Source organism: Lentzea roselyniae, assembly GCF_039537795.1.
GTDB classification, from domain to species: Bacteria; Actinomycetota; Actinomycetes; order Mycobacteriales; family Pseudonocardiaceae; genus Lentzea; species Lentzea atacamensis.
In genome coordinates this window covers 14,977-41,236 of the sequence record NZ_BAABBE010000047.1, presented here as the reverse complement: position 1 = coordinate 41,236, position 26,260 = coordinate 14,977, and the positions used below count along the sequence as shown (strand labels likewise).

General features: G+C 69.6%; 18 protein-coding genes. 17 read left to right on the top strand and 1 reads right to left on the bottom strand.

Annotated elements, in window-relative coordinates; translation table 11 throughout:
* Nucleotides 1–1,004: 1,004 nt before the first annotated feature.
* The 13 genes from ABFX45_RS42365 to ABFX45_RS42305 all read left to right on the top strand — a co-directional run bounded on the left by ABFX45_RS42365 (nt 1,005) and on the right by ABFX45_RS42305 (nt 20,179).
* Entirely contained in the window at nt 1,005–1,571 is a 567-nt protein-coding gene (locus tag ABFX45_RS42365) for a DJ-1/PfpI family protein (protein WP_346136661.1), read from the top strand.
* Between the two features lie 245 nt (nt 1,572–1,816).
* A complete protein-coding gene (locus ABFX45_RS42360) occupies nt 1,817–2,794 on the top strand; it encodes an ATP-binding cassette domain-containing protein (protein WP_346136659.1) in 978 nt (325 codons plus the stop codon).
* Between the two features lie 9 nt (nt 2,795–2,803).
* Complete coding sequence (locus ABFX45_RS42355) at nt 2,804–3,955, top strand: inositol-3-phosphate synthase (protein ID WP_109642735.1); 1,152 nt, start codon at nt 2,804–2,806, stop codon at nt 3,953–3,955.
* A 60-nt stretch (nt 3,956–4,015) separates the two neighbouring features.
* A complete protein-coding gene (locus tag ABFX45_RS42350) occupies nt 4,016–5,437 on the top strand; it encodes an RICIN domain-containing protein (RefSeq protein WP_346136656.1) in 1,422 nt (473 codons plus the stop codon).
* A 315-nt stretch (nt 5,438–5,752) separates the two neighbouring features.
* On the top strand, nt 5,753–8,587 hold the full coding sequence (locus tag ABFX45_RS42345; RefSeq protein ID WP_346136654.1) for a PQQ-dependent sugar dehydrogenase: 2,835 nt from the start codon (nt 5,753–5,755) through the stop codon (nt 8,585–8,587).
* 37 nt (nt 8,588–8,624) lie between these two features.
* Nucleotides 8,625–10,328, top strand: coding sequence for a ThuA domain-containing protein (locus ABFX45_RS42340; protein ID WP_109642731.1), 1,704 nt, complete (start codon nt 8,625–8,627; stop codon nt 10,326–10,328).
* A 28-nt stretch (nt 10,329–10,356) separates the two neighbouring features.
* Nucleotides 10,357–11,850 carry an arabinofuranosidase catalytic domain-containing protein gene (locus ABFX45_RS42335; RefSeq protein ID WP_112227620.1) on the top strand — a complete coding sequence of 498 codons (1,494 nt, stop codon included), beginning with the start codon at nt 10,357–10,359 and terminating at the stop codon, nt 11,848–11,850.
* An 82-nt stretch (nt 11,851–11,932) separates the two neighbouring features.
* Nucleotides 11,933–12,640, top strand: coding sequence for a glycoside hydrolase N-terminal domain-containing protein (locus ABFX45_RS42330; RefSeq protein WP_112227621.1), 708 nt, complete (start codon nt 11,933–11,935; stop codon nt 12,638–12,640).
* A 91-nt stretch (nt 12,641–12,731) separates the two neighbouring features.
* The gene (locus ABFX45_RS42325; protein WP_346136650.1) at nt 12,732–13,946 is read left to right on the top strand and encodes an ROK family protein; all 1,215 of its coding nucleotides are present in this window, start codon (nt 12,732–12,734) and stop codon (nt 13,944–13,946) included.
* 91 nt (nt 13,947–14,037) lie between these two features.
* Nucleotides 14,038–14,889 carry a sugar phosphate isomerase/epimerase family protein gene (locus ABFX45_RS42320; RefSeq protein ID WP_346136648.1) on the top strand — a complete coding sequence of 284 codons (852 nt, stop codon included), beginning with the start codon at nt 14,038–14,040 and terminating at the stop codon, nt 14,887–14,889.
* A gap of 31 nt (nt 14,890–14,920) precedes the next feature.
* A complete protein-coding gene (locus ABFX45_RS42315; RefSeq protein ID WP_346136647.1) occupies nt 14,921–18,415 on the top strand; it encodes a ThuA domain-containing protein in 3,495 nt (1,164 codons plus the stop codon).
* A gap of 61 nt (nt 18,416–18,476) precedes the next feature.
* Nucleotides 18,477–19,163: a hypothetical protein gene (locus tag ABFX45_RS42310; protein ID WP_109642718.1), complete on the top strand. Its 687-nt coding sequence runs from the start codon at nt 18,477–18,479 to the stop codon at nt 19,161–19,163.
* Entirely contained in the window at nt 19,163–20,179 is a 1,017-nt protein-coding gene (locus ABFX45_RS42305; protein ID WP_112227625.1) for a polyprenyl synthetase family protein, read from the top strand. Before ABFX45_RS42310 ends, ABFX45_RS42305 begins: the two co-directional genes overlap by 1 nt.
* Before the next feature lie 35 nt (nt 20,180–20,214).
* Here ABFX45_RS42305 and ABFX45_RS42300 read toward each other — a convergent pair whose 3' ends face one another.
* Nucleotides 20,215–21,390: an ROK family transcriptional regulator gene (locus ABFX45_RS42300; RefSeq protein ID WP_346136644.1), complete on the bottom strand. Its 1,176-nt coding sequence runs from the start codon at nt 21,388–21,390 to the stop codon at nt 20,215–20,217.
* Nucleotides 21,391–21,510: 120 nt separating this feature from the next.
* Between ABFX45_RS42300 and ABFX45_RS42295 the strand changes: the two genes are divergently transcribed.
* From ABFX45_RS42295 to ABFX45_RS42280, 4 genes are read left to right on the top strand one after another with little or no spacing between them, the layout of a single operon-like run.
* Nucleotides 21,511–23,031 (top strand): sugar ABC transporter ATP-binding protein, encoded by a 1,521-nt coding sequence (locus ABFX45_RS42295; protein WP_346136642.1) that lies wholly within the window; start codon nt 21,511–21,513, stop codon nt 23,029–23,031.
* Between the two features lie 35 nt (nt 23,032–23,066).
* On the top strand, nt 23,067–24,038 hold the full coding sequence (locus ABFX45_RS42290; protein ID WP_233442191.1) for an ABC transporter permease: 972 nt from the start codon (nt 23,067–23,069) through the stop codon (nt 24,036–24,038).
* The gene (locus tag ABFX45_RS42285) at nt 24,035–25,024 is read left to right on the top strand and encodes an ABC transporter permease (RefSeq protein ID WP_112227628.1); all 990 of its coding nucleotides are present in this window, start codon (nt 24,035–24,037) and stop codon (nt 25,022–25,024) included. The genes ABFX45_RS42290 and ABFX45_RS42285 overlap by 4 nt, the downstream gene beginning before the upstream one ends.
* A 42-nt stretch (nt 25,025–25,066) precedes the next feature.
* Nucleotides 25,067–26,254, top strand: a complete 1,188-nt coding sequence (locus ABFX45_RS42280) for a substrate-binding domain-containing protein (protein ID WP_112227629.1) — start codon at nt 25,067–25,069, stop codon at nt 26,252–26,254.
* Nucleotides 26,255–26,260 lie beyond the last annotated feature (6 nt).

Sequence of the window (26,260 nt, the reverse complement as noted above, 5' to 3'; positions counted from 1 at the left end):
CGATCTTCGGTGGCGGGCCGCTCTTGTCGGGGTTCTCCAGGTGATGAGTGTGTTCGTGGCTCATGTCAGCTAGACCGGACACCCGGCTGATTTGTGACACGCAGGTGCTCGCGTGCCTCCAGCTCCTGGTCCGAGACCGGGGTGAGCACCGGCTGGTCCGGCTCGCGTTCGTGGGACACGGGACACCCCTGCGACCCGGCCCACCAACGGCCCTGCGCTGTGTGCTGTACCGCAGACTTTGAAGCCTGGCCCTGGGGCGGGGTTTCTGACGCCGGCGTCAGACACGGCGCCGCAGGCAGGGCGACGTGGCGGCGTTGTTAGTACATCGCAGCTGCACCTGAAGCGGCTGGGGGCTGGGACATCACTGCCCAGCCCTCTGCCTGGGTACGCGGCGCTTCGTCCTGCGAACTCGGCCGGGCAACCATCCCTTTCGGACTGTCCACAGCGGTGTCGCGCACGGCGTCGCTCCGTGAGATCCGTGCCGTGACGCCCCGGACGGGGAAGGCATAACTGATCAATCTATCGTCGGCCCATCAGGGCGAGGGCAAATGAGTCATACTAATACGGCCAAGTCGGCCAACGGTGGGTCATCCGTTGGCCGCTACGGCGCGGTCGGCGGCACGTCGTGGAAGCGGTCGAGAAGCTCGTCGCAGTCTCGGCAAGACGTTCGAAGGCAACCGTCGCGGTAAAGCATCCGATGTTCGGCTGATTGGACCTTGTCCTTGTTGCTAGGGGACTAGTCCAACTCATCCAAGCTTCATGTACTACCTATTGACCGTGTTTGCGGCTGGTCCTACCGTAGGAGTGTCGTACTAATCGGGTTCTGGCGGGTCAACCAGGCAATCAGGTCGGTCGTGCGTGTCGGCGCGCTTCCCGCGTTCGATTCAAGGAGTACCTGTGACAACGCTGTCTCATACTCTCTTCAGACCATCGTGTTCGACGCGGTGGCGCTCGCGTCCTCCAGGCACACCGGGTCCGAGAACCAATGGGAGTGAGGATCGGGTATGGCGCGAGTGCTGATGCTGGCGGGGGACGCCGCGGAGGAGCTCGACTCGATGTACCCGTTGTTCCGGCTGAGGGAGGACGACCACGAGGTGGTCGTGGCCGCGCCCACGACACGTCCGGTGCAGCTGGTGGTGCACGACTTCGAACCGGGGTGTGACGCCTACACGGAGAAGCCAGGTCGTCGGTTGCCCGTGGACCTGGCGTTCGCGGATGTGCGTCCGGAGGAGTACGACGCGCTGGTGATTCCGGGTGGCCGGGCACCGGAGTACATCCGCACGGACCCGGACGTTGCCCGCATCGTCGCGCACTTCTTCGCGAACGAACTTCCGGTCGGCACGATCTGCCACGGCCCGCAGGTCCCGGCCGCACTGGGGCTCCTGCGCGGTCGTACAACGGCCGCGTACCCGCCGCTGAAGGTCGACGTGGAGCAGGCCGGTGCCACCTTCACCGACGGGCCGGACGTCGTGGACGGCGCGATGGTGTCCTGCCGCGGCTGGCCCGACCTGCCCCAGTGGTCGCGTGCGTTCCTCCGAGTGCTGGCGAAGTCGGGTGTCCCGACCGGCTGATCATCCACAATGGATGGTCGCCGACACCCGTCGCGAGGTGCTGCGTCGACCACTGGTCAAGGGAAACATTGGCCGATATGTGACACCGTCTCGACCTTGACCGTGCGAAAAGCGGCTCATTGGTCTGACCGGGCGGAAAGCCGAATTCTCTGCTCTCGCAGCAATTCTCGGGGCTCGGAGGACTCAATGGTGAGCTCGCCCAGGCGTGACCGCGCCCTGGTTCGCCCGTGGACGGGAGTGATCGGATGACGGTCGCGTCGACTCCACTGCTGGCAGTCAGAGGGTTGGTGAAACGCCTCCCCGGCGTGATGGCGTTGCCGGGCCTGGACTTCGAGGTTCGCGCGGGTGAGGTGCGCTGTCCGCTCGGCCAGAACGGGGCGGGCAAGGCGACGCTGATCAAGGTGCTGTCCGGGGCACACCGGCCTGACGAAGGTGAGATCCGCTGGCAGGGTGAGATCGCGGAGTTCGGCACTCCGACCGCCGCGATGCGCAGTGGTGTGGCCGTCATGTACCAGGAACGGGATCTCGTGGCGGGCCTGTCGGTGGCCGACAACGTGTTCCGCGGTCACGAACTGTCCACAACGGGCTTCGCCCGGCGGTCAGAGGCGCGGCGCAGGACCCGTGCGCTGCTCGACCGGCTGGGGCACCCGGACATTCCGCCGGATCGCGATGTGGGCCGGTTTTCCGTGGCTCACCAGCAGGTGGTCGGCATGGCGCGGGCGCTGTCGCCGGACGGGCAGCTGCTGATCATGGACGAGCCGTCGGCCGTGCTGGACGCGGACGAGGTGCGAGCCCTGTTCGGTGTCATCCGGGAGCTGACCGCCCAGGGCGTCGCCGTGGTCTACATCTCGCACCGGATGGCGGAGATCCGCGAGATCGGTGACCGGGTGCCCGGGCGTGCGCTGGAGAACGTGTTCCCACCGCGGGTACCGGAGGCGCCGGAGGTGCTGGTGGTGCGCGGACTGGCCGAAGGCGACCGCTTCAGCGGCGTGAACCTCACCGTCCGCCGGGGTGAGGTGATCGGGCTCGCAGGGCTCGCCGGGGCGGGCCGCTCGGAGATCCTCGAGACCGTGCACGGCGCGCGCAAACCGACGGACGGCACCGTCGAGATCGACAGCGAGCAGTTGCGACGGAGGAGTGTCGGGACGCTTTTGACGCGCTGTCGGCCTCGTTCGACGCGGCGTTCAGTTCTGGTGGCTGATGGACCGGCCAGGGTCGGCTGACGAGAGGAGATGGTCGTGACCGAACGAGTCGGCTTGTGGTTGAACGGGGCCAGGGGATCGGTGGCGACCACCGCCGTGAGCGGGCTGCTCGCGTTGCGCGCGGGTTTCGTGCCGCCTGTCGGCTGCGTCACCGAGCTGCTGGACGCGCGTCTGGCGCCATGGGACGCGTTCGTGGTCGGCGGGCACGACATCGTGACCACGCCGCTGGCGAAGCGGGTCGAGTCGCTGCTGCGCGACGGCGTGCTGCCGTACGACGTGACGGGGTGCATCGCGAGCGGCCTGGACGCCGCGGACGCGGAGATCCGGCCCGGTTACGACCCCGCGGCGTCGTCCGGAAGTCAGGCCGACGCCGCCCGGCGGCTGGCCGAGGACATCGCCGACTTCCGCGCCCGGCACGACCTGGCCCGCGTCGTGGTGGTGAACGTGGCGTCGACCGAGCCACCAGTGCGGGTCGAGCACGACTCGCTCGCCGCGCTGGAGGAGGCGCTCGCCGTGCCGGGAAACGCCGTGCTGCCGCCGAGCTCTCTCGTCGCTTACGCCGCTTTCCAGGCGGGGTGCGCCTTCGTGGACTTCACGCCGTCCACCGGGGTCGCGGTGCCCGCACTGGACGAGCTGGCGGTGTGGAAGGGACTGCCCTACGCGGGAAGGGACGGCAAGACGGGGGAGACGCTAGTGCGGGCGGCGCTCGCACCGATGTTCACCTCGCGGGCGCTGCGCGTGCTGTCCTGGACGGGCACGAACCTGCTCGGCGGTGGTGACGGGGCCACGCTGGAGGACCCGGCGCACGCGGACAGCAAGCTGGCGTCCAAGGCCAGGGGGCTGGCGGCGTTGCTCGGCGAGGACGTGACCGCGCCCCTGCACATCGACCACGTACCCGATCTCGGCGAACGCAAGACCGCGTGGGATCACGTGTCGTTCGAAGGGTTTCTCGGCGCGCGGATGTCACTGCAACTGACCTGGAGCGGCCTGGACTCGTCCCTGGCCGCCCCGCTGGTGCTCGACCTCGCCCGCCTGATGGCCGCCGCCCACGCGGCCGGCCGGACCGGTGCCCAGGGTGCGCTCGCGTTCTTCTTCAAGGACCCGTTGGGCAGCGACGAGCACCGGCTCGCGGAACAGGCCCGCGAACTCCACGACTGGGCCCGAAGCCTCGGCACCCGCTGACCGATCTTTTCGACCCGGTTGGACTCCGCTGCGCAACCCTTTCCCTGCAAAGGAGCAGGCGTGAACACCACCACGAGGAAACGGCGCGGCCGCAGCCGAGCGGTCCTGCCGCTGCTCACGGCCCTGTTGTCCGTCATCGCCTTCGCCGTGCCGGCGCGGGCGGCGGACGAGTCCATCGCCGTCGACTTCTCCACGGGCGCCGGTGCTCCGACCTACCGCGCGTCGGGCTGGATCTACGGCATGACCGAGAACGCGTCCGGGCCCGCGGACAACTTCTACCGCGACGTGAAGTTCCGGTACATGCGCGCGGGCGGCGCCCAGCTGGACAGTCCTGGCGGCTGGGTGTCCGGGAAGTACGACCGCCGCTGGAACTCGACCCGTGCCCAGCTGCTGCGGACCCGTGCGCTGGGTGGCGAGTTCGTGTTGCTGCCGCACGACCTGTGGGGTGCCGACGGGTTCGGGATCTCCCGTTTTCCGGGTGACAACGGCAACTGGACCGACTACGACAACTTCCTCACCCGCCTGATCAGCGGCGCGGACGGCCTGCGCGCCAACTGGGCCAGCGGCGGTAACCTGCACAACGACCTCGGCAACCTGCTCGTCCACAACTCGGCGGGACAGCACCAGCCGAAGGGGGAGTGGTGGGTCTACCGCTTCTACGGCTCGCAGACCGGCCAGACAGCCACGGTCACGCCGAGCCAGAACTACGACGGGTTCGCGACGAAAGCACCGGGTGAAGCCAAGATCCTGGTCGGCGGCGGCCGCACGACGGGCAACATCGCGGTCAACCTGCGACGCCTGGACACCACCGAGGGCGTGGTGAGGAACAACCAGGTGCGGGTGCTCGCCGAGCGCATCCCGTACAACAACGGCGGAGCCGTCTCGGGCCCGGTGACCGCCATGGACACCGTCGTGACGCTGAACAACAACGGCACCACGGTGAACCTGCCGCACTCGAACGCCGACGAGTCCTTCACCATCACGGTCCTGCCGCCCTCGGGCACTCCTGGCGGGGCCTTCCAGTCCACCGCGGTCGCCCAGCACTCGCAGCACTGCCTGACCAACCCGGGCCGCAGCACCGCCGACGGCACCCGGCAGCAGCAGGTCACCTGCGGCACCGCTGACGAGCAGCGGTGGAACTTCCGCCCGGTGACCGGCATGGCCGACACCTTCACGGTCACCAACCAGCAGTCGGGCAAGTGCCTGGACGTCAACGGAGTGTCCACAGCGGACGGTGCCGCGGTCATCCAGTGGAACTGCAACGGCGGAGCCAACCAGCAGTTCACCCTGCGCAAGGTCAGCTACGCGGGCAGCGCTCCCACCGACTTCCAGCTCGTCGCCCGGCACAGCGGCAAGTGCGTCGCGGTCGTGGGCGCCTCCACCGCGTCGGGTGCCCTGCTCGACCAGCGGACCTGCAACCCCGTGAACCAGGGCAGCCCGCTCAACCAGACCTGGCGCCTGCCCGGCCGCCAGAGCACCTAGCACCAACTCGGCCCGCGTTCCCGGCAACGGGAGGCGGGCCGAATTCCGGCCCCTTCTGGGAGCGCTCCCGGAAAGGGTCTGGATCGGCAGAGACCTTCAACGAAGAAGGACGATCATGGCCTCGTACCTGCATCCCCCGGCGCCACCGCAGGGTTTTCGCGCGTTCCGCGGTCTTCTGGCTCGTCTCGGCCGACGCCGTGACGCTCGCACCGAGCCTGCCGCTGACGGGTCCGCTCACCAGGACCGGCTCGACGCCCAGGCCGTCCACAGCGAACCCGCACCAGCGCGCCAACGAGACCGAAGGTATGACCTGCCATGAGAAAACGACTCACCGCGGTGCTCTCCGCCGCGCTCCTGACCGTGGCCACCGCCGTGGCCGTCTCCGCCGTCACCGCACCGCCCGCCGCCGCGCACGTGGTCAACCCCGCCGACTTCCAGCAGGTCGAACTGGCCAAGGGCGTCGCCGAGATGGGCGAGCCGATGTCGATGGCGGTGCTGCCGGACCGCTCGGTGCTGCACACGTCCCGCAACGGCACGCTGCGCCGCACCACGGCGGCCGGTGCCACGAGCGTGATCGCCAACATCCCCGTCTACACCCATGACGAGGAGGGTCTGCAGGGCATCGCAGTGGATCCCGGCTTCGCGACCAACCGGCACATCTATCTCTACTACTCGCCGCCGTTGTCGACACCTGCCGGTGACGCGCCGTCCAGCGGGACGAACTTCTCCCAGTGGAACGGCGTGAACCGCCTGTCCCGGTTCACCCTCAACGCCGACTTCACGCTCAACACGGCGAGCCAGGTGACCATGCTGGACGTGCCGACGAGCCGGGGGATCTGCTGCCACGTCGGCGGTGACATCGACTTCGACGCGGCGGGCAACCTGTACCTGTCAACCGGCGACGACACCAACCCGTTCGACTCCGGCGGTTACACGCCGATCGACGAGCGCTCGGGACGCAACCCCGCGTATGACGCGCAACGCAGCGCGGGCAACACCAACGACCTGCGCGGCAAGGTGTTGCGGATCAAGGTGAACGCCGACGGGACCTACACGATCCCGGCGGGCAACCTGTTCCCGCCCGGCACGGCCAGGACGCGGCCGGAGATCTACGCGATGGGCCTGCGCAACCCGTTCCGGTTCAACGTGGACCCGGCCACCGGCACGATCTACCTCGGTGACTACGGACCGGACGCCGGCTCGACCACCTCCAGCCGCGGACCGGCCGGGCAGGTGGAGTTCAACCGGATCACCTCGGCGGGCAACTACGGCTGGCCGTACTGCACGGGCACGAACACCACCGATGAGAACTACGTGGACTACACGTTCCCGTCGGGACCGTCGGGCAGCCGGTTCAACTGCGCCGCACCGGTCAACAACTCGCCGAACAACACCGGCCTGACGAACCTGCCCGCCGCGCGACCGGCGTGGATCAAGTACGACAACTGCTCCTTCGCCGCGTTCGGCTGCGGGTCGGAGTCCCCGATGAGTGCGCCCGTGTACCGCTACGACGCGAACAACCCGTCGACGGTCAAGTTCCCCGCCTCGCTGGACGGGCACGTGTTCGCCACCGAGTTCGGCCGGCGCTGGATCAAGACCATCGACGTCAACCCCGACGGCTCCGCCGGGCAGGTCGGTGACTTCCCCTGGCGCGGCACCCAGGTCATGGACGCGAGCTTCGGTCCGGACGGCGCTCTCTACGTGCTGGACTACGGCACCGGCTGGGGCAGCGGTGACGCGAGCTCCGCGCTCTACCGCATCGAGTACATCGGTCCGGCGGGCAACCGCGCGCCGGTGGCACGCGCGTCCGCCAACCGCCTGTCCGGCACCGCGCCGCTGACCGTGGACTTCTCGTCGGCCGGATCCTCCGACCCGGAGAACGGCGCGCTGACCTACGCGTGGAACTTCGGCGACGGCAGCACGTCCACGGCGGCCAACCCCAGCCACACCTTCACCGCCAACGGCCAGTACACCGTCACGCTCACGGTGAAGGACCCGGCCGGGCTCACCGGCAGCACCAACGTGATCATCACCGTCGGCAACACCGCACCCGTGGTCACGTTGAACACCCCGGTCAACGGAAGCCTGTTCAGCTTCGGCGACAGCATCCCTTACACGATCACGGTTTCCGACGTGGAGGACGGGACGATCGACTGCACGCAGGTGACGTTGTCCTACCTCCTCGGCCACGACAGTCACTCCCACAAGATCACCTCGCGCAACGGCTGTTCGGGCACCATCGAGATCCCGGTGGACGGTGAGCACGACACGGGGGCGAACATCTACGCCGTCTTCGACGCCGAGTACACCGACAAGGGCGCGAACGGCGTGCCGCCCGCGACCACCCACGCCCAGAACGTGCTCCAGCCCCGGCACCGGCAGGCCGAGCACTACACGACGCAGTCGGGCACCGGCCTGTTCGACAAGACGCCGGCCGAGGGCGGCCGCACCGTCGGCGACATCCACAACGGCGACTGGATCGCGTTCGACAACTACAACCTCACCGGCGCGAACCGGTTCACCGCGCGCGTGTCCTCCGCGGGAGCGGGCGGCACGATCACGGTGCGCAGCGGTTCGCAGACCGGTCCGGCACTGGCCACGCTGACCGTGCCGGTGACCGGCGGGTGGGACACGTTCCGGGAGGTCTCCACCGCGCTGACGAACGTGCCCACGACCACCGGCAGGCTGTACCTGACGTTCGCGGGCAGCGGCACCGGTTACCTGTTCGACGTGGACGCCTTCACGTTCGACACGTCCACCGGCGGCGGACGCACCGGGCCGATCACCGGGGCGGCGTCCGGCAAGTGCGCCGACGTCACCGGTGGCAACAGCGCGGACGGCACGCGGATTCAGCTGTACACCTGCAACGGCGGCGCGAGCCAGCAGTGGACGGTCAACGGGACCACGTTGCGGGCGCTGGGCAAGTGCATGGACGTCGCGAACGGTGGCACCGCCAACGGCGGCGCCGTGCAGCTGGGGACCTGCAACGGTGCCACGAGCCAGAACTGGAGCGCCGGTGCCAACGGATCCGTGGTCAACACGAAGTCCGGCAAGTGCCTCGACGCCAACGGCGCCGGCACCGCCAACGGCACGGTGCTGATCATCTGGACCTGCCACGGCGGCACCAACCAGCGCTGGACGCTGCCATGACGACTCCGCCGCGTGCTTCGACACCAAGGAGGATGAGATGACCTACCAGGCTTGGCGACGGGTGCTCGGTGTTGCCACCGCGGCACTCGTCGTGGGCGGGGTCGCTTCCGCACCACCGGCGGCGGCCGCTGACACACCTTACGACGTGCTGGTGTTCTCCAAGACCGCGGGCTTCCGGCACGACTCGATCCCCACCGGCATCCAGCTGATCCGCGACCTGGGCGGTGCCAACAGCTTCACGGTGACCGCCACCGAGGACGCGGCGCAGTTCACGAGCGCCAACCTCGCGAAGTACGAGGCCGTGGTGTTCCTCAACACCACGGGGGACGTGCTGAACGCCACCCAGCAGAGCGCCTTCGAGTCCTACGTCCGCGGCGGCGGCGGTTACGTGGGTATCCACTCGGCGGCCGACACCGAGTACGACTGGCCGTTCTACGGCGAGCTGGTGGGTGCGTACTTCGCGTCGCACCCGGCCATCCAGCAGGCGACGATCCGGACGGAGAACCGTGCGCACGCCGCCACCGCGCACCTCTCCCCGGCCTGGGTGCGCACCGACGAGTGGTACAACTACCGCACCAACCCGCGCAGCGGCGCCCGTGTTCTGTCTACTTTGGACGAGTCGACCTACTCCGGCGGGTCGATGGGTGCCGACCACCCGATCACGTGGTGCAAGCCCATGGCGAGTGGACGCTCCTTCTACACCGGCACCGGCCACACGAGGGAGAGCTATGCCGATCCGGCTTTCCGCACGATGATCCTCGGCGGCATCCGGTACGCGGCGAACAGGACGAAGGCGGACTGCCGCCCCGAGACCGGCTACACCACCCTCTACAACGGGTCGACGACCGGGTGGACTCAGGCGGGCCCCGGCGGTTTCACCAACAGCGACGCCACGCTCACCTCGTCCGGCGGTATGGGCATGCTGTGGTACAGCGCCAAGGAGTTCCGGTCCTACTCGCTCAAGCTCGACTGGCGGATGCCGGGGGACGACAACTCCGGTGTGGTGCTCGGGTTCCCGGCGGGCAGCACCCCGGACTCGGCTCTCTCCAACGGGTATGAGGTCCAGATCGACGCGACCGACACCGCGGACAAGACCACGGGGGCGATCTACGGGGTCAAGGCCCCCGACACCGCCGCCAGGGACGCCGCGCTGAACCCGCCCGGCGAGTGGAACACCTACGAACTGCTCGTCGAGGGCGAACGCCTCCAGGTGTTCCTGAACGGCGTGAAGATCAACGACTTCACCAACACCGACCCGGCTAGGTCGCTCACCTCTGGCCACATCGCGCTGCAGAACCACGGGTCCGGTGACGACGTGTCGTTCCGCAACGTCCGGATCAAGGAGCTCGGCGGGACCGTGCCGCGCACCGGGCGGATCACCGGCGGCTCCGGCAAGTGCGTCGACGTCGCCGGCGGCAGCAGCGCGGACGGCACGAAGATCCAGCTGTGGACCTGCAACACCAACGCGAGTCAACAGTGGACGGTCAGCGGGAACACGTTGCGCGCCCTCAACAAGTGCATGGGCGTCGCCGGTGGCAGCACCGCCAACGGCGCGCTGGTGCAGCTGATGACGTGCAACGGCAGCGGCTCGCAGAACTGGACGGCCGGGGCGAACGGCTCACTGGTCAACCAGCAGGCGAACAGGTGCCTGGACGCCAACGGCGCCAGTTCGGCGGACGGCACCCAGCTCATCCTCTGGACCTGTCACGGCGGCACGAACCAGCGCTGGACCCTGCCATGAGCGGACAGACCTTCCCAGGAGGTGCGGAATGAGACTCTCAGCAGTCTCTCCGGCGGCGCGGACCCGGATCGCCTTGGCGGTGACCGTGTTGGCCGCGGCCACGTTGACGTGGTCCACACCGGCACCTGCGGCGGCGGCGACCACCGGACCGTGTGACATCTACGCCAGCGGCGGCACGCCCTGCATCGCGGCGCACAGCACGACGCGGGCGCTTTACGGTTCGTACAACGGAAATCTCTACCAAGTCAGGAGGGCGTCGGACAACACCAGCAAGGACATCGGCCTGCTCGCCGCGGGCGGCAACGCCAACGCGGCGACGCAGGACACGTTCTGCGCCGGCACCTCGTGCGTCATCACGGTGGTCTACGACCAGTCCGGTCGCGGGAACGACCTGTGGTACCAGGGATCGAGCGTGGTCCCCGGCTCGCCGCAGAGCCGGCCCGCGAACGCGACCTCCGAGTCGCTGGTGATGGGTGCTGACAAGAGCAAGGCGTACTCGCTCTACATCAACCCCGGCAACAGCTACTGGCGTGACGGCAGCCGGACCGGCGTCCCGACGGGCGCCGCGCCGGAGGGCATGTACATGGTGACCAGCGGTACGCACGTCAACGGCGGCTGCTGCTTCGACTACGGCAACAGCGAGACGACCCGCAAAGCCGACGCGGCCGGAGCGATGGACGCGATCAACTTCAGCACGCAGTGCTGGTTCGGCGGGTGCGTCGGCCGCGGTCCGTGGGTCCAGGCGGATCTCGAATGGGGCCTGTTCCCGGGCGGAAGCCAGCAGTGGAACCCGAACCAGCGGGCTTTCACGGACAAGTTCGTCACGGCGATCCTGAAGAACAACGGGACCACGCGGTTCGCGCTCAAGGGCGGCAACGCCCAGGCGGGTGATCTGACCACGTTGTACGACGGTTCGCTCCCGCCCGGCTACAGCCCGATGAAGAAACAGGGCGCCATCGTCCTGGGCAGTGGTGGTGACTGCTGCAAGCCCGACGGTGGTGCGAACCTCAGCGCGGGCACCTTCTACGAGGGAGCGATGGTCGCGGGCTACCCGTCCGACGCGACCGAGAACGCCGTGCAGGCCAACATCATCGCTGCCGGGTACGGCGGTGGCGGCGGCAATCCGCCCGTGCCCGGCGGCGCTGTGCGTGCGGTGGGCGCGGGCAAGTGCCTGGAGACACCGAACGGCACCGCGGGCACGCAGACCCGGATCTGGGACTGCTCGGGCAGCGCGGGCCAGAAGTGGGCCCGGTCGGCGTCGGGTCAGCTCACCGTGTTCGACGGCACGACCCAGCGGTGTCTCGACGCGTACGGCCAAGGGACCACCGCGGGCACCAGGGTGGCGATCTGGACGTGCAACGGTCAGACCAACCAGCGGTGGAACGTCAACGCCAACGGCACGATCACCGGCGTGCAGTCCGGTCTGTGTCTGGACGTGTCCGGCGCATCCACGGCCAACGGCGCGCTCGTCCAGCTGTGGACGTGCCACGGCCAGTCCAACCAGCAGTGGAGCTTGACCTGATCAGCGGTCGTGCGTGCTGTCCTCCGCTCCGGCGGCGAACAGCACGCACGGCCATTCCCATCACTGACAAAGGAGTCGAGTGATGCGCATGTCAGAGCCGACGATGTACGACACCAGCCCGGCCGCGTGCTGGACGGACGGCTTCCGCACCGCCAACGGCGAATGCGGTGCGGTGCTGTACGGCGAGCCCGCGATGGAGAAAGTGGTCTTCGAGGCCGGCCGGTCCTGCCACCCGGCGTACGAGTTCCGGATCTCCAGTCCCGGCATGGCCGCCGTCGGCGGCTACGGCCGGATCACCGACTCCCGCACCGGCGAGGTCATCTCGACCTGGACCGACGGGCACGGCACCTGGGCCCGCCGGGCCTTCGCGTCCAGAGCCGACCAGGTGATCGCACACGAGCTGCTGCCGGCACCTGGCCGGACGGTCGACACCACGCTGAGCGTCGACACCGCGCTCGACGGGCTGCTCGGCAGCACGCGTTTCACGACGAGAGCCACTGTCAGCAACGGCTCGGGCTACCTCACCTTGCGACGCGTCGGCCTGTCGGGTTGCGGTGCCTTCGGCTACGAGGGCATCACCAGGGTGGTGGCCTTCGGCGGCAGCATCCTCGCCAGCGGGACCACCCTCGTCGTCATCGGGGCGGCCAGGCTGCTCCTGCTCACCAAACTCGACCGGTACGAGCCGTCCTCGACCGGCTGGTTCTTCCCCGCGCTGCGCACGGCACTCGCCGGGCTCGACAACGACTATGCCACCCTGTTCGCGCGGCACGCGGCCGCCACACCCGCTTGACCCGGCCACCGGCATCGAGAGTTCGGGCGACGATCACACGCAAGCGTGACGTTGCGCCGGGTCCTTTCGTTGCCGGTGTGACAATTACCCGATGGAGAGCACCCAGGGCATTGAGTCCGGTTCGCCAGCCGCAGTGCTGCGCATGCTGATGGACGGCAGGCCGCGCACCCGAGCGGAGGTCGTGGCCGCGACCGGCCTCTCCCGCTCCACCGTGCGGGCGAGGCTCGACCTGCTCCTGGCCGCCGGTCTGGTGACCGGCGGCGGTACCGGGGAGTCCACCGGCGGACGGCCGGCGAGCCGGTTCGTGTTCAACCCCGGCGCGCGCCTCGTGCTGGTGGCCGAAGTGGGCGCCACCCATGCGACGGTCGCCGTGACCGACCTCGGGTGCCGGTTGATCGCGGTCGAACAGGTCGGCCTCGATGTCGCGGACGGACCGGAGGTGATCCTCCAGCTCCTGGTCACGACCTGGCGCGAGCTGCTGCGCGACGTGGACCACCCGGAGACCGGGCCGGAGATCGCTGGAGTGGGCATCGGGCTGCCGGGGCCGGTCGAGCACTCCACCGGCCGGCCGAACAACCCGCCGATCATGCCGGGCTGGGACGGGTTCGACGTGCCGGCGGCGATCGCGGCGGAGTTCGGCGTGCCGGTGCTGGTCGACAACGAGGTCAACCTGATGGCGCTGGGCGAGCACACGGCCTCGCACCCGGACGTGCGGCACATGATCGTGGTGAAGGCGGCGACCGGCATCGGCGCCGGGCTGATCAGCAACGGTGTGCTGCACCGCGGCGCGGCGGGCGCGGCGGGGGACCTGGGGCACATCAGGGTGCCCGCCGGCGAGGAGGCGCTGTGCCGCTGCGGCAACACCGGGTGCCTTGAGGCGGTCGCCGGTGGTCCGGCGCTGGCGGCGAAGCTGAGAGAGCTGGGGCTCCCCGCGCACTCGACGGCCGACGTGGTGCACATGGTCCGGTCCGGCAACCTCGAGGCCGGCCGGGTCGTGCGGCAGGCGGGCAGGGACATCGGCGAGGTGCTCGCGGGCGGCGTGAGCATGTTCAACCCGTCGCTCGTGGTCATCGGCGGGCTGCTGGCGGACGCGGGGGAGATGCTGCTGGCGGGCGTGCGCGAGTCGATCTACCGACGCTCGCTCCCGCTGGCCACGGAGGACCTGAGGATCGTCGCGTCGACGGCGGGTGCGACCGCCGGTGTGCTGGGCGCCGCGGCGATGGTCGTGCAGCACGTGCTGTCGCCGGAGGTGCTGGACGCGCGGCTCGGCGCGGTCGTCTCCGCGATCTCCGCCGGGGAGGCCTGAGCTACTTTGGCAGAAAGTAGCCATAACTTAGTCCGGTTCTACCGGACTTTTGCATTGACCTTGCCATATGGTCGGGTTTACGTTCACCTGCATGTGGGACATCGGCGTCAACACATGGGTTTGGACGTCACCGCTCACCGATGACGGATTGGCCGCGCTCGCGCCGAAGGTTCGCGAGTGGGGGTTCGACGTCATCGAACTGCCTGTGGAGCAGCCGGGTGACTGGGACCCGCGCCGCGCCGCCGATCTGCTGGCCGAGTTGAACCTCCGGGCCACCGTCTGTCTCGTCATGCCGTCGGGCCGTGAGCTGGTCGCGGCAGACACGGTCGCGGAGACCCAGGACTACCTGCGGCGGGTCGTGGACGTCGCGGCGATCGTCGGCAGCCCGGTCGCGGCGGGCCCCGCCTACAGCTCGGTCGGCCGCACCTGGCGCATCGACGACCGGCCGCAGGTGTACCGCGAGCTGCGCGCGAACCTCCACCCCGTCGTCGAGTACGCGGCGCAGCGCGGTGTCCGCATCGCCGTGGAGCCGCTGAACCGGTACGAGACGAGCCTGCTGAACACCGTGGACCAGGCGCTCGAGGCGCTGGACGGGCTCCCCGCCGAGGGGTGCGGCCTGGCGCTCGACACCTACCACCTCAACATCGAGGAAGCGGCGCCGGTGAAGGCGATTCTCGCCGCCGGCGCGCGCATCGCGCACGTTCAGGTGTGCGCCAACGACCGCGGTACGCCGGGTCGCGATCACCAGGACTGGCCCGCGTTGCTGGGCGCCTTGGGCGATGCCGGCTACCGCGGTCCGTTGTGCATCGAGTCGTTCACGCCGGACAACGCCGCGATCGCGACCGCTGCCTCGATCTGGCGGCCGCTGGCCGACTCACCGGACGCCCTCGCCGTCGAAGGCCTGGCCTTCCTGCGCGCTGCCGCCGCCGCTCTCACACGTTAGCCGACCGCGTCACCACCCCGGAGGAGTGGCAATGCAACGCAGACTCAAGCGATTACTGTCGGTGTTGGCCGGTGCTCTGGTGGTGATGGGGCTAGTCACGCCGACCACCCCGGCACAGGCTCATGGCCTGCACGTCCTGCTGTTCACCAAGACCGCTTCCGGCGCCTACCGGCACGACTCCATCCCGGCGGGCATCACGATGATGGAGCAGCTGGCCGCCCAGCGCGGCTGGGAGATGACCAAGACCGAGGACGCGTCGGTCTTCAACGACGCCACGCTCGCCACGTACAACGTGATCGTGATGCTGCAGACGTCGGGCATGGTGTGGGACACCGCCGCGCAGCGCACCGCGATGCAGAACTACGTGCGCAGGGGCGGCGGTGTGGTGGCGATCCACAACGCCACCGACATGAACATCGAGCAGCAGTTCCCGTGGTGGGACCAGATGCTCGGCATGACCATGACCCAGCACTCGTCGATCGTGTCCGGCACCGCCAAGGTCGCCGACCGCAAGCACCCGTCCGGGGCGGGTCTTCCGGACCGGTGGACGCGGACCGAGGAGTGGTACAACTTCAACCGCTCCGCGCGCGGCGACGTGCACGTGCTGGTCACCGCGGACGAGTCGACCTACGACGCGGGTCCGTCCAAGATGGGCTTCGACCACCCGATCTCGTGGTGCCGCAACTTCGAGGGCGGCCGGGTGTGGGCGACCGGCATGGGCCACCAGGCCTCGAGCTACTCCGAACCCCTGTTCCGCCAGCACATCACCGGTGGTGTGGAGTCGGCGGGCGGCATCGTGGGCGCGGACTGCGGTCCGACGGTGTGGAGCAGCTTCCAGAAGGTGCAGCTCGACAACTCCGTCATCGCGCCGAGCACGGTCGACGTCGCTCCCGACGGCCGGGTGTTCTTCAACGAGTACAACGGCAACCTGAAGATCTACAAGCCGGACACCAGGACGACGGTCGTCGCGGGCACGCTCAGCGTCTACGGCCAGGGACAGAACTCGGAGGACGGCCTGGTCGGCATGGCGCTCGACCCGGCGTTCGCGACCAACAAATGGGTCTACCTGAACTACTCCCCAGCGGGGACCCAGGAGATCGCCAGGATTTCGCGCTTCACCATGAACGGCGACAGATTGGACATGGCCAGCGAGAAGGTCCTGCTGACCCTGCCCGCGTCACGGCGTGAAGAGCCGGGGCACACCGGCGGCCAGCTGAACTTCGGGCCGAACGGCAACCTCTACATCAGCGTCGGCGACGACATCAACCCCAACGGCAACTCCGGCGGCTACGCGCCGATCGACGAACGCCCCGGCCGCGCGCTGTACGACGCGCAGGGCACCGCGGCCAACACCAACGACCTGCGCGGCAAGATCCTGCGCATCCACCCGGAGCCCGACGGCACCTACACCGTGCCCGCGGGCAACCTGTTCGCGCCCGGCACCGCCAGGACGCGGCCGGAGATCTACGCGATGGGCTTCCGCAACGCGTTCCGGTTCAGCGTGCACCCGACCACCGGCGTGATCTACGCGGCCGACTACGGCCCGGATGCGGGCAGCGACAACCCGAACCGCGGTCCGGCGGGACTCGTGGAGTGGAACGTGATCAAGTCGCCGGGCAACTACGGCTGGCCGTACTGCGTGGCGAACAACATCGCCTACAACGACTGGAACTTCGCCAGCAACACGTCCGGACCGAAGTTCAACTGCGCGTCGCCGGTCAACAACTCGCCCAACAACACCGGTCTGACGACGCTGCCCGCGGCGCGGGGAGCGGACCTCTGGTACGGCAACGGTGCGAACGGCAACGCCTTCCCGGAGATGGGGCCGAGCAGCGGCGGCGAGGCGCCGATGGCGTTCCCCGCCTACCAGTACAACGCGAGCAACCCGTCGACGACGAAGTTCCCCGCCTACTTCGACCAGACGCCGTTCTTCGGAGAGTGGTCCCGCAACCGCATGTGGGAGTTCCGGATGGACTCCTCCGGGAACCTGCTGAAGGTCAACAACTTCCTGTCGAACATGTCGTTCGCCTCCCCGATGGACGCGAAGTTCGGCCCCGACGGATCGATGTACCTGCTGACCTGGGGCACGGGCTGGGACGACAACAAACCGTTGCCCGGCGCCGGATTGTGGCGCATCGACTACACGACCACCGGTGAACGGCTTCCGGTGGCGCAGGCGTCCGGCACTCCGCTGACCGGTCCGTCGCCGCTGACGGTGCGCTTCTCCAGCGCAGGTTCCAACGACCCCGGTGGTCTTCCGCTGACCTACCGGTGGACCTTCGGCGACGGCGCCACGTCCACGGAGCCGAACCCCACGCACACCTACACCACGAGCGGGAAGTTCACCGCCCAGCTCACCGTCACCAACTCGGCCGGCAAGATCGGTACCGCGAACGTGACCATCAGCGTGGGCAACACCGAGCCGGTCGTGCGGTTCACCGGTCCCGTCGACGGCGGCATGATCAACTTCGGTGACCCCGTCCCGTACACGTTGTCCGTGACCGATCAGGAGGACGGCACGATCGACTGCGGCAGGGTGAACGTCCAGTCGAACATGGGCCACGACTCGCACAAGCACCCGATCGGCTCGCCCACGACCGGCTGCTCGGGGGCGCTTCAGACGGGCATCGACTCCGGGCACCAAGGGCTCAACGTGCACGTGATCGGCTCTGCCGAGTACACGGACAAGGGCGCGAACGGAGTGCCGCCTCTGACCGGCAGCGCGCAGGTCGTGCTGCAGCCCAAGCAGAAGCAGGCCGAGTTCTTCAACGGCTCGTCCGGCGTGACCATCGTGTCGCAGGCGGGCGCCGAGTCGGGCGCCAAGGTCGGCGACATCGGCAACAACGACTGGATCTCGTTCAAACCGGTCAACTTCACCGGGATCAACCAGGTGTCGTTCCGGGTGTCCGCGCCTTCCGGTGGCGGGGGCACGATCGAACTGCGCGCCGGTTCGCCGACGGGCCAGCTCATCGCGTCGTCGCCGGTCACCAGCACCGGTAGCGCGGACACCTACGCCAGCACGCCCGCGGTGAACGTGACCGCGCCGTCCGGCACCGTCGAGCTGTTCGCGGTGTTCAAGACGTCGTCGTCGGCCAGTTTCGACCTCGACTCGATCACCTACGTCGGACCGGGCGCCGGCGGGCCCGGTGGTGGCACCGCGAAGGAGATCGTCGGCGCGAGCGGCAAGTGCGTCGACGTCAACGGTGCCAGCTCGACCGACGGCGCGAAGGTGCAGCTGTGGACCTGCAACGGCGGCGCCAACCAGAAGTGGACGCAGAACGGCACCACGCTGCGGTCGCTGGACAAGTGCCTCGACGTCACCGGCAACAGCCAGGCCGACGGCGCGATCGTCCGGTTGTGGTCGTGCAACGGCTCGTCCGGGCAGAACTGGACCGCGCAGTCCGACGGCTCGATCCGCAACGGCACGAAGTGCCTGGACGCGAACGGCGCCAGTTCGGCGGACGGCACCCAGCTCATCATCTGGACCTGCCACGGCGGGACCAACCAGAGGTGGACCTTCCGGTAGTCCAGGAGCCGGTCAGCGGCCTTTTCCGGCCGCTGACCGGTTTCCCCGTCGAGGAGGAACGATGAGCAGGACCGTTCGGTCGCGGGCGACCAAGGCCGCAGCCTGGGCCACCCCGCCGCCCAGGGCGAAAGGACGGGTGTGGGCCGGTTTCCTCACCGCCTTCCTGCTCGGGCTGGCGGTCGCGTTCCTGATCACCTCGGGGAACGGGCCGGACGCGACCCAGCGGCGGATCGCGGAACTGGAGCGAGAGGACGCCGCACGCGACGCCGCGCAGCTCGGCCCGTTGACCGACCAGGCCAAGGGCACCAGAGACAGCCTGGCTCCGGTGCTCGCGGCCATGGCGCAGGCGGCTCCCGTCGACGGGTCGGCACCGAAGTCGCCGCTCACGTCCGACGCGGTGACCGGGTGGCGGGACGTCGTTGCCGCAGCGGAGAAGTCGTACGAGCAGTCGCCGTCCGCGGGCAACGGGATCAACGTGGCGCGCGCTGGCCTGCGCACGGCCGTGCAACAGCTCGCCGCGGCGGTCAGGGGGTTCGAGACGGCACTCGGTGTGGCCGAGCCGGTCAGGAGCACTCTCGTGGCGCTGGCGGGTGAGCAGCGCACGCTGGCACTGCGCACGTGGTCGGTGGCCGCGGTCCAGCTCGACGTGATCAACATCGAGGCGGGGAGGGGGCACGTGCACGTCCAGCTCTCCACAGGCGGCGACGCCGGCGTGATCGCACCCGACGGCGCGCCGGAGGGACGGTGATGGCTGGTCATGGCGTTCGGCCGGCGACCGATGCCGTCCGCCTCCTGGTCGACGCGCGCACAGTGATCGAGCCCGTGCACCGCGCCACGATCGACGAACTCGGTCCGGCGCTGCGTCGCGTCGCCGGCTACCACATCGGGTGGTGGGACGCGGACGGCAGACCCGCACCGTCGGGCGGCAAGGCGCTGCGGCCCGCTCTCACCCTCGCCTGTGCCCGCGCGCTCGCCGACGGGCCTGTGCCGCCGGACGTGATCGCGGCTGCGACGGCGGTGGAGCTGATCCACGACTTCTCGCTCCTGCACGACGACGTCATGGACGGCGACGAAACGCGGCGGCACCGTCCCTCGGCGTGGGCGGCGTTCGGGACCACGGCGGCGATCCTCGCCGGGGACGTCCTGGTGGGACTCGCGCTGCGCCGGGTGCCGCCGTCCCTGACGGGTGTACTCGCCGACGTGCTCGTCGACCTGTGCGAAGGGCAGTCGGCCGACGTGGCGGCCGAGACCGCGACGTCGGTGGACGTCGAGCAGTGCCTCGCCACCGCGGCGAGGAAGACCGGTGCCCTGCTGGGGGCAGCCTGCCGCCTTGGTGCTCTCGCGGCCGGAGCCGACCCTGCCGCCGCTGACCACTACCGGTGGTTCGGGGTGCACCTCGGCGTCGCCTTCCAGCTGGTCGACGACATCCTCGGCATCTGGGGCGACCCGGCGCGGACCGGCAAACCGGCCCACTCCGACATCAGGGCCCGCAGAAGAACCCTGCCGGTCGTGGCGGCACTCGCCTCGGACACGTCGGCGGGGCGCCGGCTCGGACGGATCTACCTCGAGGACCGCGGTGAGGACGAGACCGTGCCGTGCATCGCGGAGCTCGTCGCGGAGGCGGGTGGCCGGGCGTGGGCGGAGGCCGAGGCGGACCGCCGCGTGCGGCTGGCGTTCGACTGCCTGGACCGAGCGGATCCGCGTCCGTCCGCCGCCCTGGATCTGCGCGATCTGGCCCGGCTGGTCACGAGCAGGGACCGCTGAACCCGCTCGCGCCGAACGCGGCCTCAGGGGGACCTTCAGCCCAGTTGCTGGTCCACGACGCTGGGTGACAGGACGTGGTGGACCACCATGGCCGCCGCCCCGAGCACGCCTGCCACCTCGCCCGCACGGGACGGCACGATGCGGAGGTTCTCCGTGGCCAGCGGCAGTGAACGGCAGTAGACCGCCTCCCGCACTCCGGCCAGCAGCATCTCACCCGCTGCGGCGAGGTCGCCGCCGACCACGATCAGCGAGGGGTTGACCATGCTGACACAGGCGGCGAGCACCTCGCCGATGGTGCGGCCCGCATGCCGGATCGCCTGACCGGCTTCGACGTTGCCCGCGCGGACCAGGGCGACGACGTCGGCGCTCGAGTGGGCCTCCACCCCCTTTGCTCGCAACCGGGCCACTATCGCGGAGCCGCTGGCGACGGCCTCCAGGCACCCGGTGTTGCCACAGCCGCAGGGAGCGTCGTCGCTGCCAGGCGCCTGGATGTGGCCGAGATCCCCCGCCGCGCCGACCGCGCCGCGGTGCAGGACGCCGTTGCTGATGAAACCCGAGCCGATCCCGGTCGCCACCTTCACGACGATCATGTGGTCGGTGCCGGGGAAAGAGTGCGCGTGCTCGCCCAGTGCCATCAGGTTGACCTCGTTGTCCACCAGCACCGGCACGCCGAACTCGGCGCGGACGTGCGCCGGCACGTCGAAGCCGTCCCAGGCGGGCATGATCGGCGGGTGGTTGGGCTTGCCCGACGAGTGTTCGACCGGGCCGGGCAGGCCGATGCCGACACCGGCCGGCGAGACGGATACGCCGGCGTCCCTGACCAGTTCCCTCCAGGTCTCGGCCAGGCGCGCCAGCACCGGCTCCGGCCCGTCGGCGATGTCCAGGCTGAGCCGGCGCATGGCCAGCGGGCCGCCGGCGAGGTCGGTCACGGCGACGGTCGCGTGCGTGGCGCCGACGTCGGCGGCGAGGACGGAGCGGGCGGCCGCGTTGAACGCCAGCCGGCCGGCGGGCCTGCCGCCGGTGGACACCCTGATGCCGTGGTCGGTGAGGAACCCCGCGTCCCGCAGTGCGTCGAGCCTGGTTCGGACCGCGGCGCGGGTCAGGCCTGTCTGGCTCGCCAGTTCGGCACGCGTGCGCGGCACTCCGTCGAGCAGCAGCCGCAGCAGCTGCCCCAGGAGAAGCCGCAGGAGCCCAAGGTACGTCCGGCACACGCCCAGTGAACCAGGGAACGCCGAGTAATGGTGGTGTTCATCCGTAAGACGTGTGCACTTTGGCAGTGATGTGCCAACTTATGATTGACAGTCGTCAATAGTGGCCCCTACCTTCGCCTCATGGCTGTGACCCACGGAACATCGGGGGCGGATGACCCCGTTGCCGTCGTACGGCTGGAGGGCATCGAGAAGAGCTTCTTCGGCGTACCGGTGCTGCGCGGCGTCGATCTCCTGCTGCACGCGGGTGAGGTGCATGCGCTGGTGGGGGAGAACGGTGCGGGCAAGTCGACGCTGCTGAAGGTGCTGGCCGGTGTCCACCGGCCCGACTCGGGACGGATCGTGGTGCGGGACGAGGAGGTCTCGTTCGCCGCGCCGCGCGACGCGCAGGTGGCGGGGATCGCGATCATCCACCAGGAGTTCACCCTCCTCGAGCACCGCACGGTGGCCGAGAACGTGTTCCTGGGCCGGGAACCGGTGCGGCGCGGTCAGGTGGACCGGCGCGCGATGGAGACCCAGACCCGGCAGCTGCTCGACTGGCTGGGAGAGGACGGCATCGAGCCCGGCACCGAGGTGGCCCGGTTGTCCGTGGCCCGCAAACAGGTGGTGGAGATCGTCAAGGCGCTGTCGGCGGACGCCAAGGTCCTCGCGATGGACGAGCCCACCGCGGCGTTGGCGGACAACGAGGTCGAGCTGCTGTACGGCCTGGTGCGCAGACTTCGGGATCGTGGGATCGCGATTCTCTACGTGTCGCACCGGATGCGTGAAGTGTTCGACCTCAGCTCACGGATCACGGTGTTGAAGGACGGTGCGTTCGTCACCTGTGTGCCGACCGCCGATCTGGACACCGATCAGGTCGTGCGGCACATGGTCGGCCGTCCGCTGGAAGCGCTGTATCCCGAACGCACGAGCGTCCCCGGTGCGGTGCGGATCGCGTTGCGGGGAGCGGGAAACGAGCGGGTGCGGAACCTGACGTTCGACGTGCGGGCCGGGGAGATCGTGGGCCTCGCCGGGTTGCAGGGCTCCGGTCGTTCCGCGATCGCGCGGGCGATCTGGGGCGTCGAGCCGTTCACGACCGGCACCGTGGAACTCGATGGCGTGCCGACTCGCGTCACCGGTCCGCGGACGGCCGTCCGCAAGGGCATCGGGTACGTCACCGAGGATCGCAAGGGCGAAGGACTGGCGCTGCGGCAGTCGGTGCGGGACAACACCTTGCTGGTCCGTCGCGCGGCGTGCCGCGGTGCGGCGGCTCGTCAGGCCGCGGATCTGACACGGCTGCTCGGCGCGGTCGGTGTCGTCGCGCGCGGGCCGCATCAGGAAGTGCGCTACCTCTCCGGTGGCAACCAGCAGAAAGTGGTGCTGGGAAAGTGGCTCGCCGTGCGGCCACGCGTGCTGATCGTGGACGAGCCGACCCGCGGCGTCGACGTCGGCGCGAAACAGACCCTGTACCGGTTGCTGCGCGACCTGGCGGACGACGGCATGGCGATCCTCATGATCTCGTCGGAGTTGCCGGAGCTGATCGGCATGAGCGACCGGATCCTCGTCATGCACGAGGGCGCGCTGGCAGGTGTTCTGCCCGCCGGTGCCGACGAGGAAGCCGTGATGGGACTGGCCACCGGGCACCAGCCGGGGGCGGTGGCGTGAGCGCCGTGCGCGAGCGGGCCCGCGGGCGCAGCGACGTGCCGCCGCGGACGAGGACGTTCGTGATCACCCCGGTCCTGGTCGTGTACCTCGCGCTGGCGGTGCTGCTGGTGGTCGGCAGTGTGCTGGTGGGCGTCCACGGAGGTGTGCTCCTCGATCACGGCGGCATTCTCAACATCCTGACGCGCGGCACGGTGCTCGGACTGGTCGCGATCGGGCAGACCCTGGTGATCGTCACCGGTTCCCTCGACCTGTCGGTGGCCTACCTGGTCGGCCTGTGCTCGCTGGTGGCCGCCGAGACGATGGCGGGCAGCCCGGCGATGATCGTGCCCGGTGTGCTGGCGGCGCTGGTGGTCGCGGCGGTGGTGGGGCTGGTCAACGGACTGGTGATCACCGTGCTGAAGGCCAACGCGTTCATCGCCACGCTGGGCGTCGCGCTGGTGCTGCGCGGCTACCTGGAGCACAACTACACAGGGCCGGCGGGCAGTGTGCCGCGCGCGTTCCAGCACATCGGCTACGACCGGATCGGACCGGTTCCGGTGGCGGCGCTGCTGATGTTGCTGCTCGCGGCGGCGGCGTGGTGGTACCTGCGGCGCACCCGCACGGGCTACCACATGTACGCAGTCGGCGGGGACGTCGACGTGGCCCGGCTGTCCGGCGTGCGCACCGGACGGACGATCGTCACCGCGCACGTGCTGTGCGCGGTCATGGCCGGGCTCGCCGGGGTGTTCCTGGCCGGTCGGCTGGGTTCGGGCGCCCCGTACGTCGGTACCGACGCCGGGTACGACCTGGAGTCGATCGCCGCCGTCGTGCTCGGCGGCACGGCCCTCGCGGGCGGTCGCGGCGGTGTGGCCGGCACCATCGGCGGCGTGCTGATCCTGTCCACATTGGACACGATCTTCGACGACCTCGGGCTGGACTCCTTCTTCAAGGACGTCGTGCGCGGCGTCGTGCTCATCGTTGCGGTGGCGCTGTACGCCCGGCGCAGGGCTGCCAGGAGATCGACATGAGAGCGCGGCCACGCCTGGCGGACGGCACCGGGCCCGTACTGGTCGTGCTGCTGATCCTGTTGGTGGGACTGGCGTTCGCCGGTCCCGCGTACGCTGAGCCCGGCGGCTACCTCGCGCTGCTCAAACGTGCGGCGCCACTCGTGGTGCTGGCCGTCGGCCAGTACTTCGTGATCGTGTCCGGTGGCTTCGACCTCTCCGTCGGCTCGCTGGTCACCGCCGAGGTGGTCGTCGCCGCCCGGCTGGTCAACGGTGATGACGCGAACACCGGGTGGGTGATCGCGCTGCTGTTGGGCTGCGGAATCCTCGTCGGGCTGGTCAACGGGCTGATCACGACGAAACTGCTGGTGCCGTCGTTCATCGTGACCCTGGGGATGCTGCTGGTGCTCGACGGTGCGGTGTTCCTGTGGTCAGGCGGAGCACCGCGCGGCGCCCTGTCCCCGTCGTTCCGCCTCATCGGCCGGGGCAGTGTTGACGTTCCGGTCCTCGGCCAGCTGCCGTGGTCGGTGATAGTGCTGCTGGTCGTGGTCGCCGCGGCGGTGTGGTTCATGCGCAGCGGAACCGGACGCACGCTGCTTGCCGTGGGGGACAACGAGAACGTGGTCCGGCTCGCGGGCGGCCGGGTGGATCGGCTGCGCCTGCTCGCGTTCGTGCTGTCGGGGCTGCTCGCGTCGGTCGCCGCGATCCTGCTCGCCGGGTTCGCGGGCGTGTCGGCGCAGGTCGGTGAGGGCCTGGAGTTCCGTGCCATCACCGCCGTGGTGCTCGGCGGTGTCCTGCTCGGCGGTGGCCGCGGTTCCGTGGTCGCCGCGGCCGCGGGCGCGCTGTCGCTCGAAGCGCTCTTCTCCCTGTTGAACCTGCTGGGCGTCTCGGGCGCGCTCGAGTCCGCCGTGCAGGGCGTGATCATCATCGCGGCGGTGGCCTACGCCGCCCACGGGGCCGGGCTGTGGCGGGTGCTGCGGCCGCACCGGCCCGTTCCGGACACCGCCTGAACAACCCGCCTGAACCCCGTCGACGAAGCCGAGGAGCAGCACATGAACAGCAGATGGTCCGTCGTGGCCCTGGTGGGCGCGTTCGCGGTGGCCGGGTGTGCCAGCGACCTTCCCGCCACCCCTGGTCCCGGCGGCACGTCCGAGTCCGCCAAGGCGAAGTCGGAGTTCTTCGACCCGGCCGAGTTCGAGCGCCAGCTGCGGTTCCGCACCGCGAAGGCGACCGGGCTGGACTCCCAGGACGGTACCGCCAAGCCCTGGGAGCAGATGCTCGAACCGCAACTGGTCGACACGGCCAAGTACGCCAAGCCCGGCGGCGGCTACCACCTCTGCTTCTCCAACGCCTCGGTGGACAACCCGTGGCGGCAGGTCGGGTTCAAGACCATGAAGGAGGAGGTGAAGCTGCACCCGGAGATCACCAAGTTCACCGTGCTGGACGCGGAGGCCAAGGACGACAAGCAGATCAGCGACATCCAGTCGCTGGCCTCCCAGGGATGTCACGCGCTGATCGTCTCGCCGAACACGACCGCCACGCTCACCCCGGCTGTCGAGGCCGCCTGCGCGACCGGCGTGCCCGTGATCGTCTTCGACCGCGGCGTCAAGACCGGTTGCCCCGTGACGTTCATCCACCCGATCGGCGGGTTCGCGTTCGGCGCGGACGGCGCGGAGTTCCTCAAGGAGAAGGTGCAGCCGGGCGGCAAGGTCCTCGCGTTGCGCATCCTGCCCGGCGTCGACGTCCTGGAACAGCGCTGGGCGGCGGCCAACGAGATCTTCTCCGGCAGCCAGGTGAAGGTCGTGGGCGTCGAGTTCACCAACGGCGACGCGGCCAAGACCAAGAGCATCGTGAACGAGTACATCCAGCGCGAAGGCAAGATCGACGGCGTCTGGATGGACGCGGGCGCCACCGCGGTCGCGGCCGTGGAGGCGTTCCAGGACGCCGGCGCGGCGATCCCGCCGTTCGTGGGGGAGGACCAGCAGGACTTCCTGCGGATGTGGGCCGACGAGAAGATGACCGCGGTCGCCCCGACCTACCCGACCTACCAGTGGCGCACGCCGGTCATCGCCGCCCTGCGCGTCCTCGGCGGCAAGCAGGTGCCGAAGGAATGGGTGCTGCCGCAGCCGAAGGTCACCCAGGACACCCTCAAGGACTTCATCAAGCAGGACATGCCGCCGCTGCACTACGCCATGTGCGGCTGCGAGGGCATGCCCGGCTACCCGGCGCCCTGGAAGTAGCCGGGA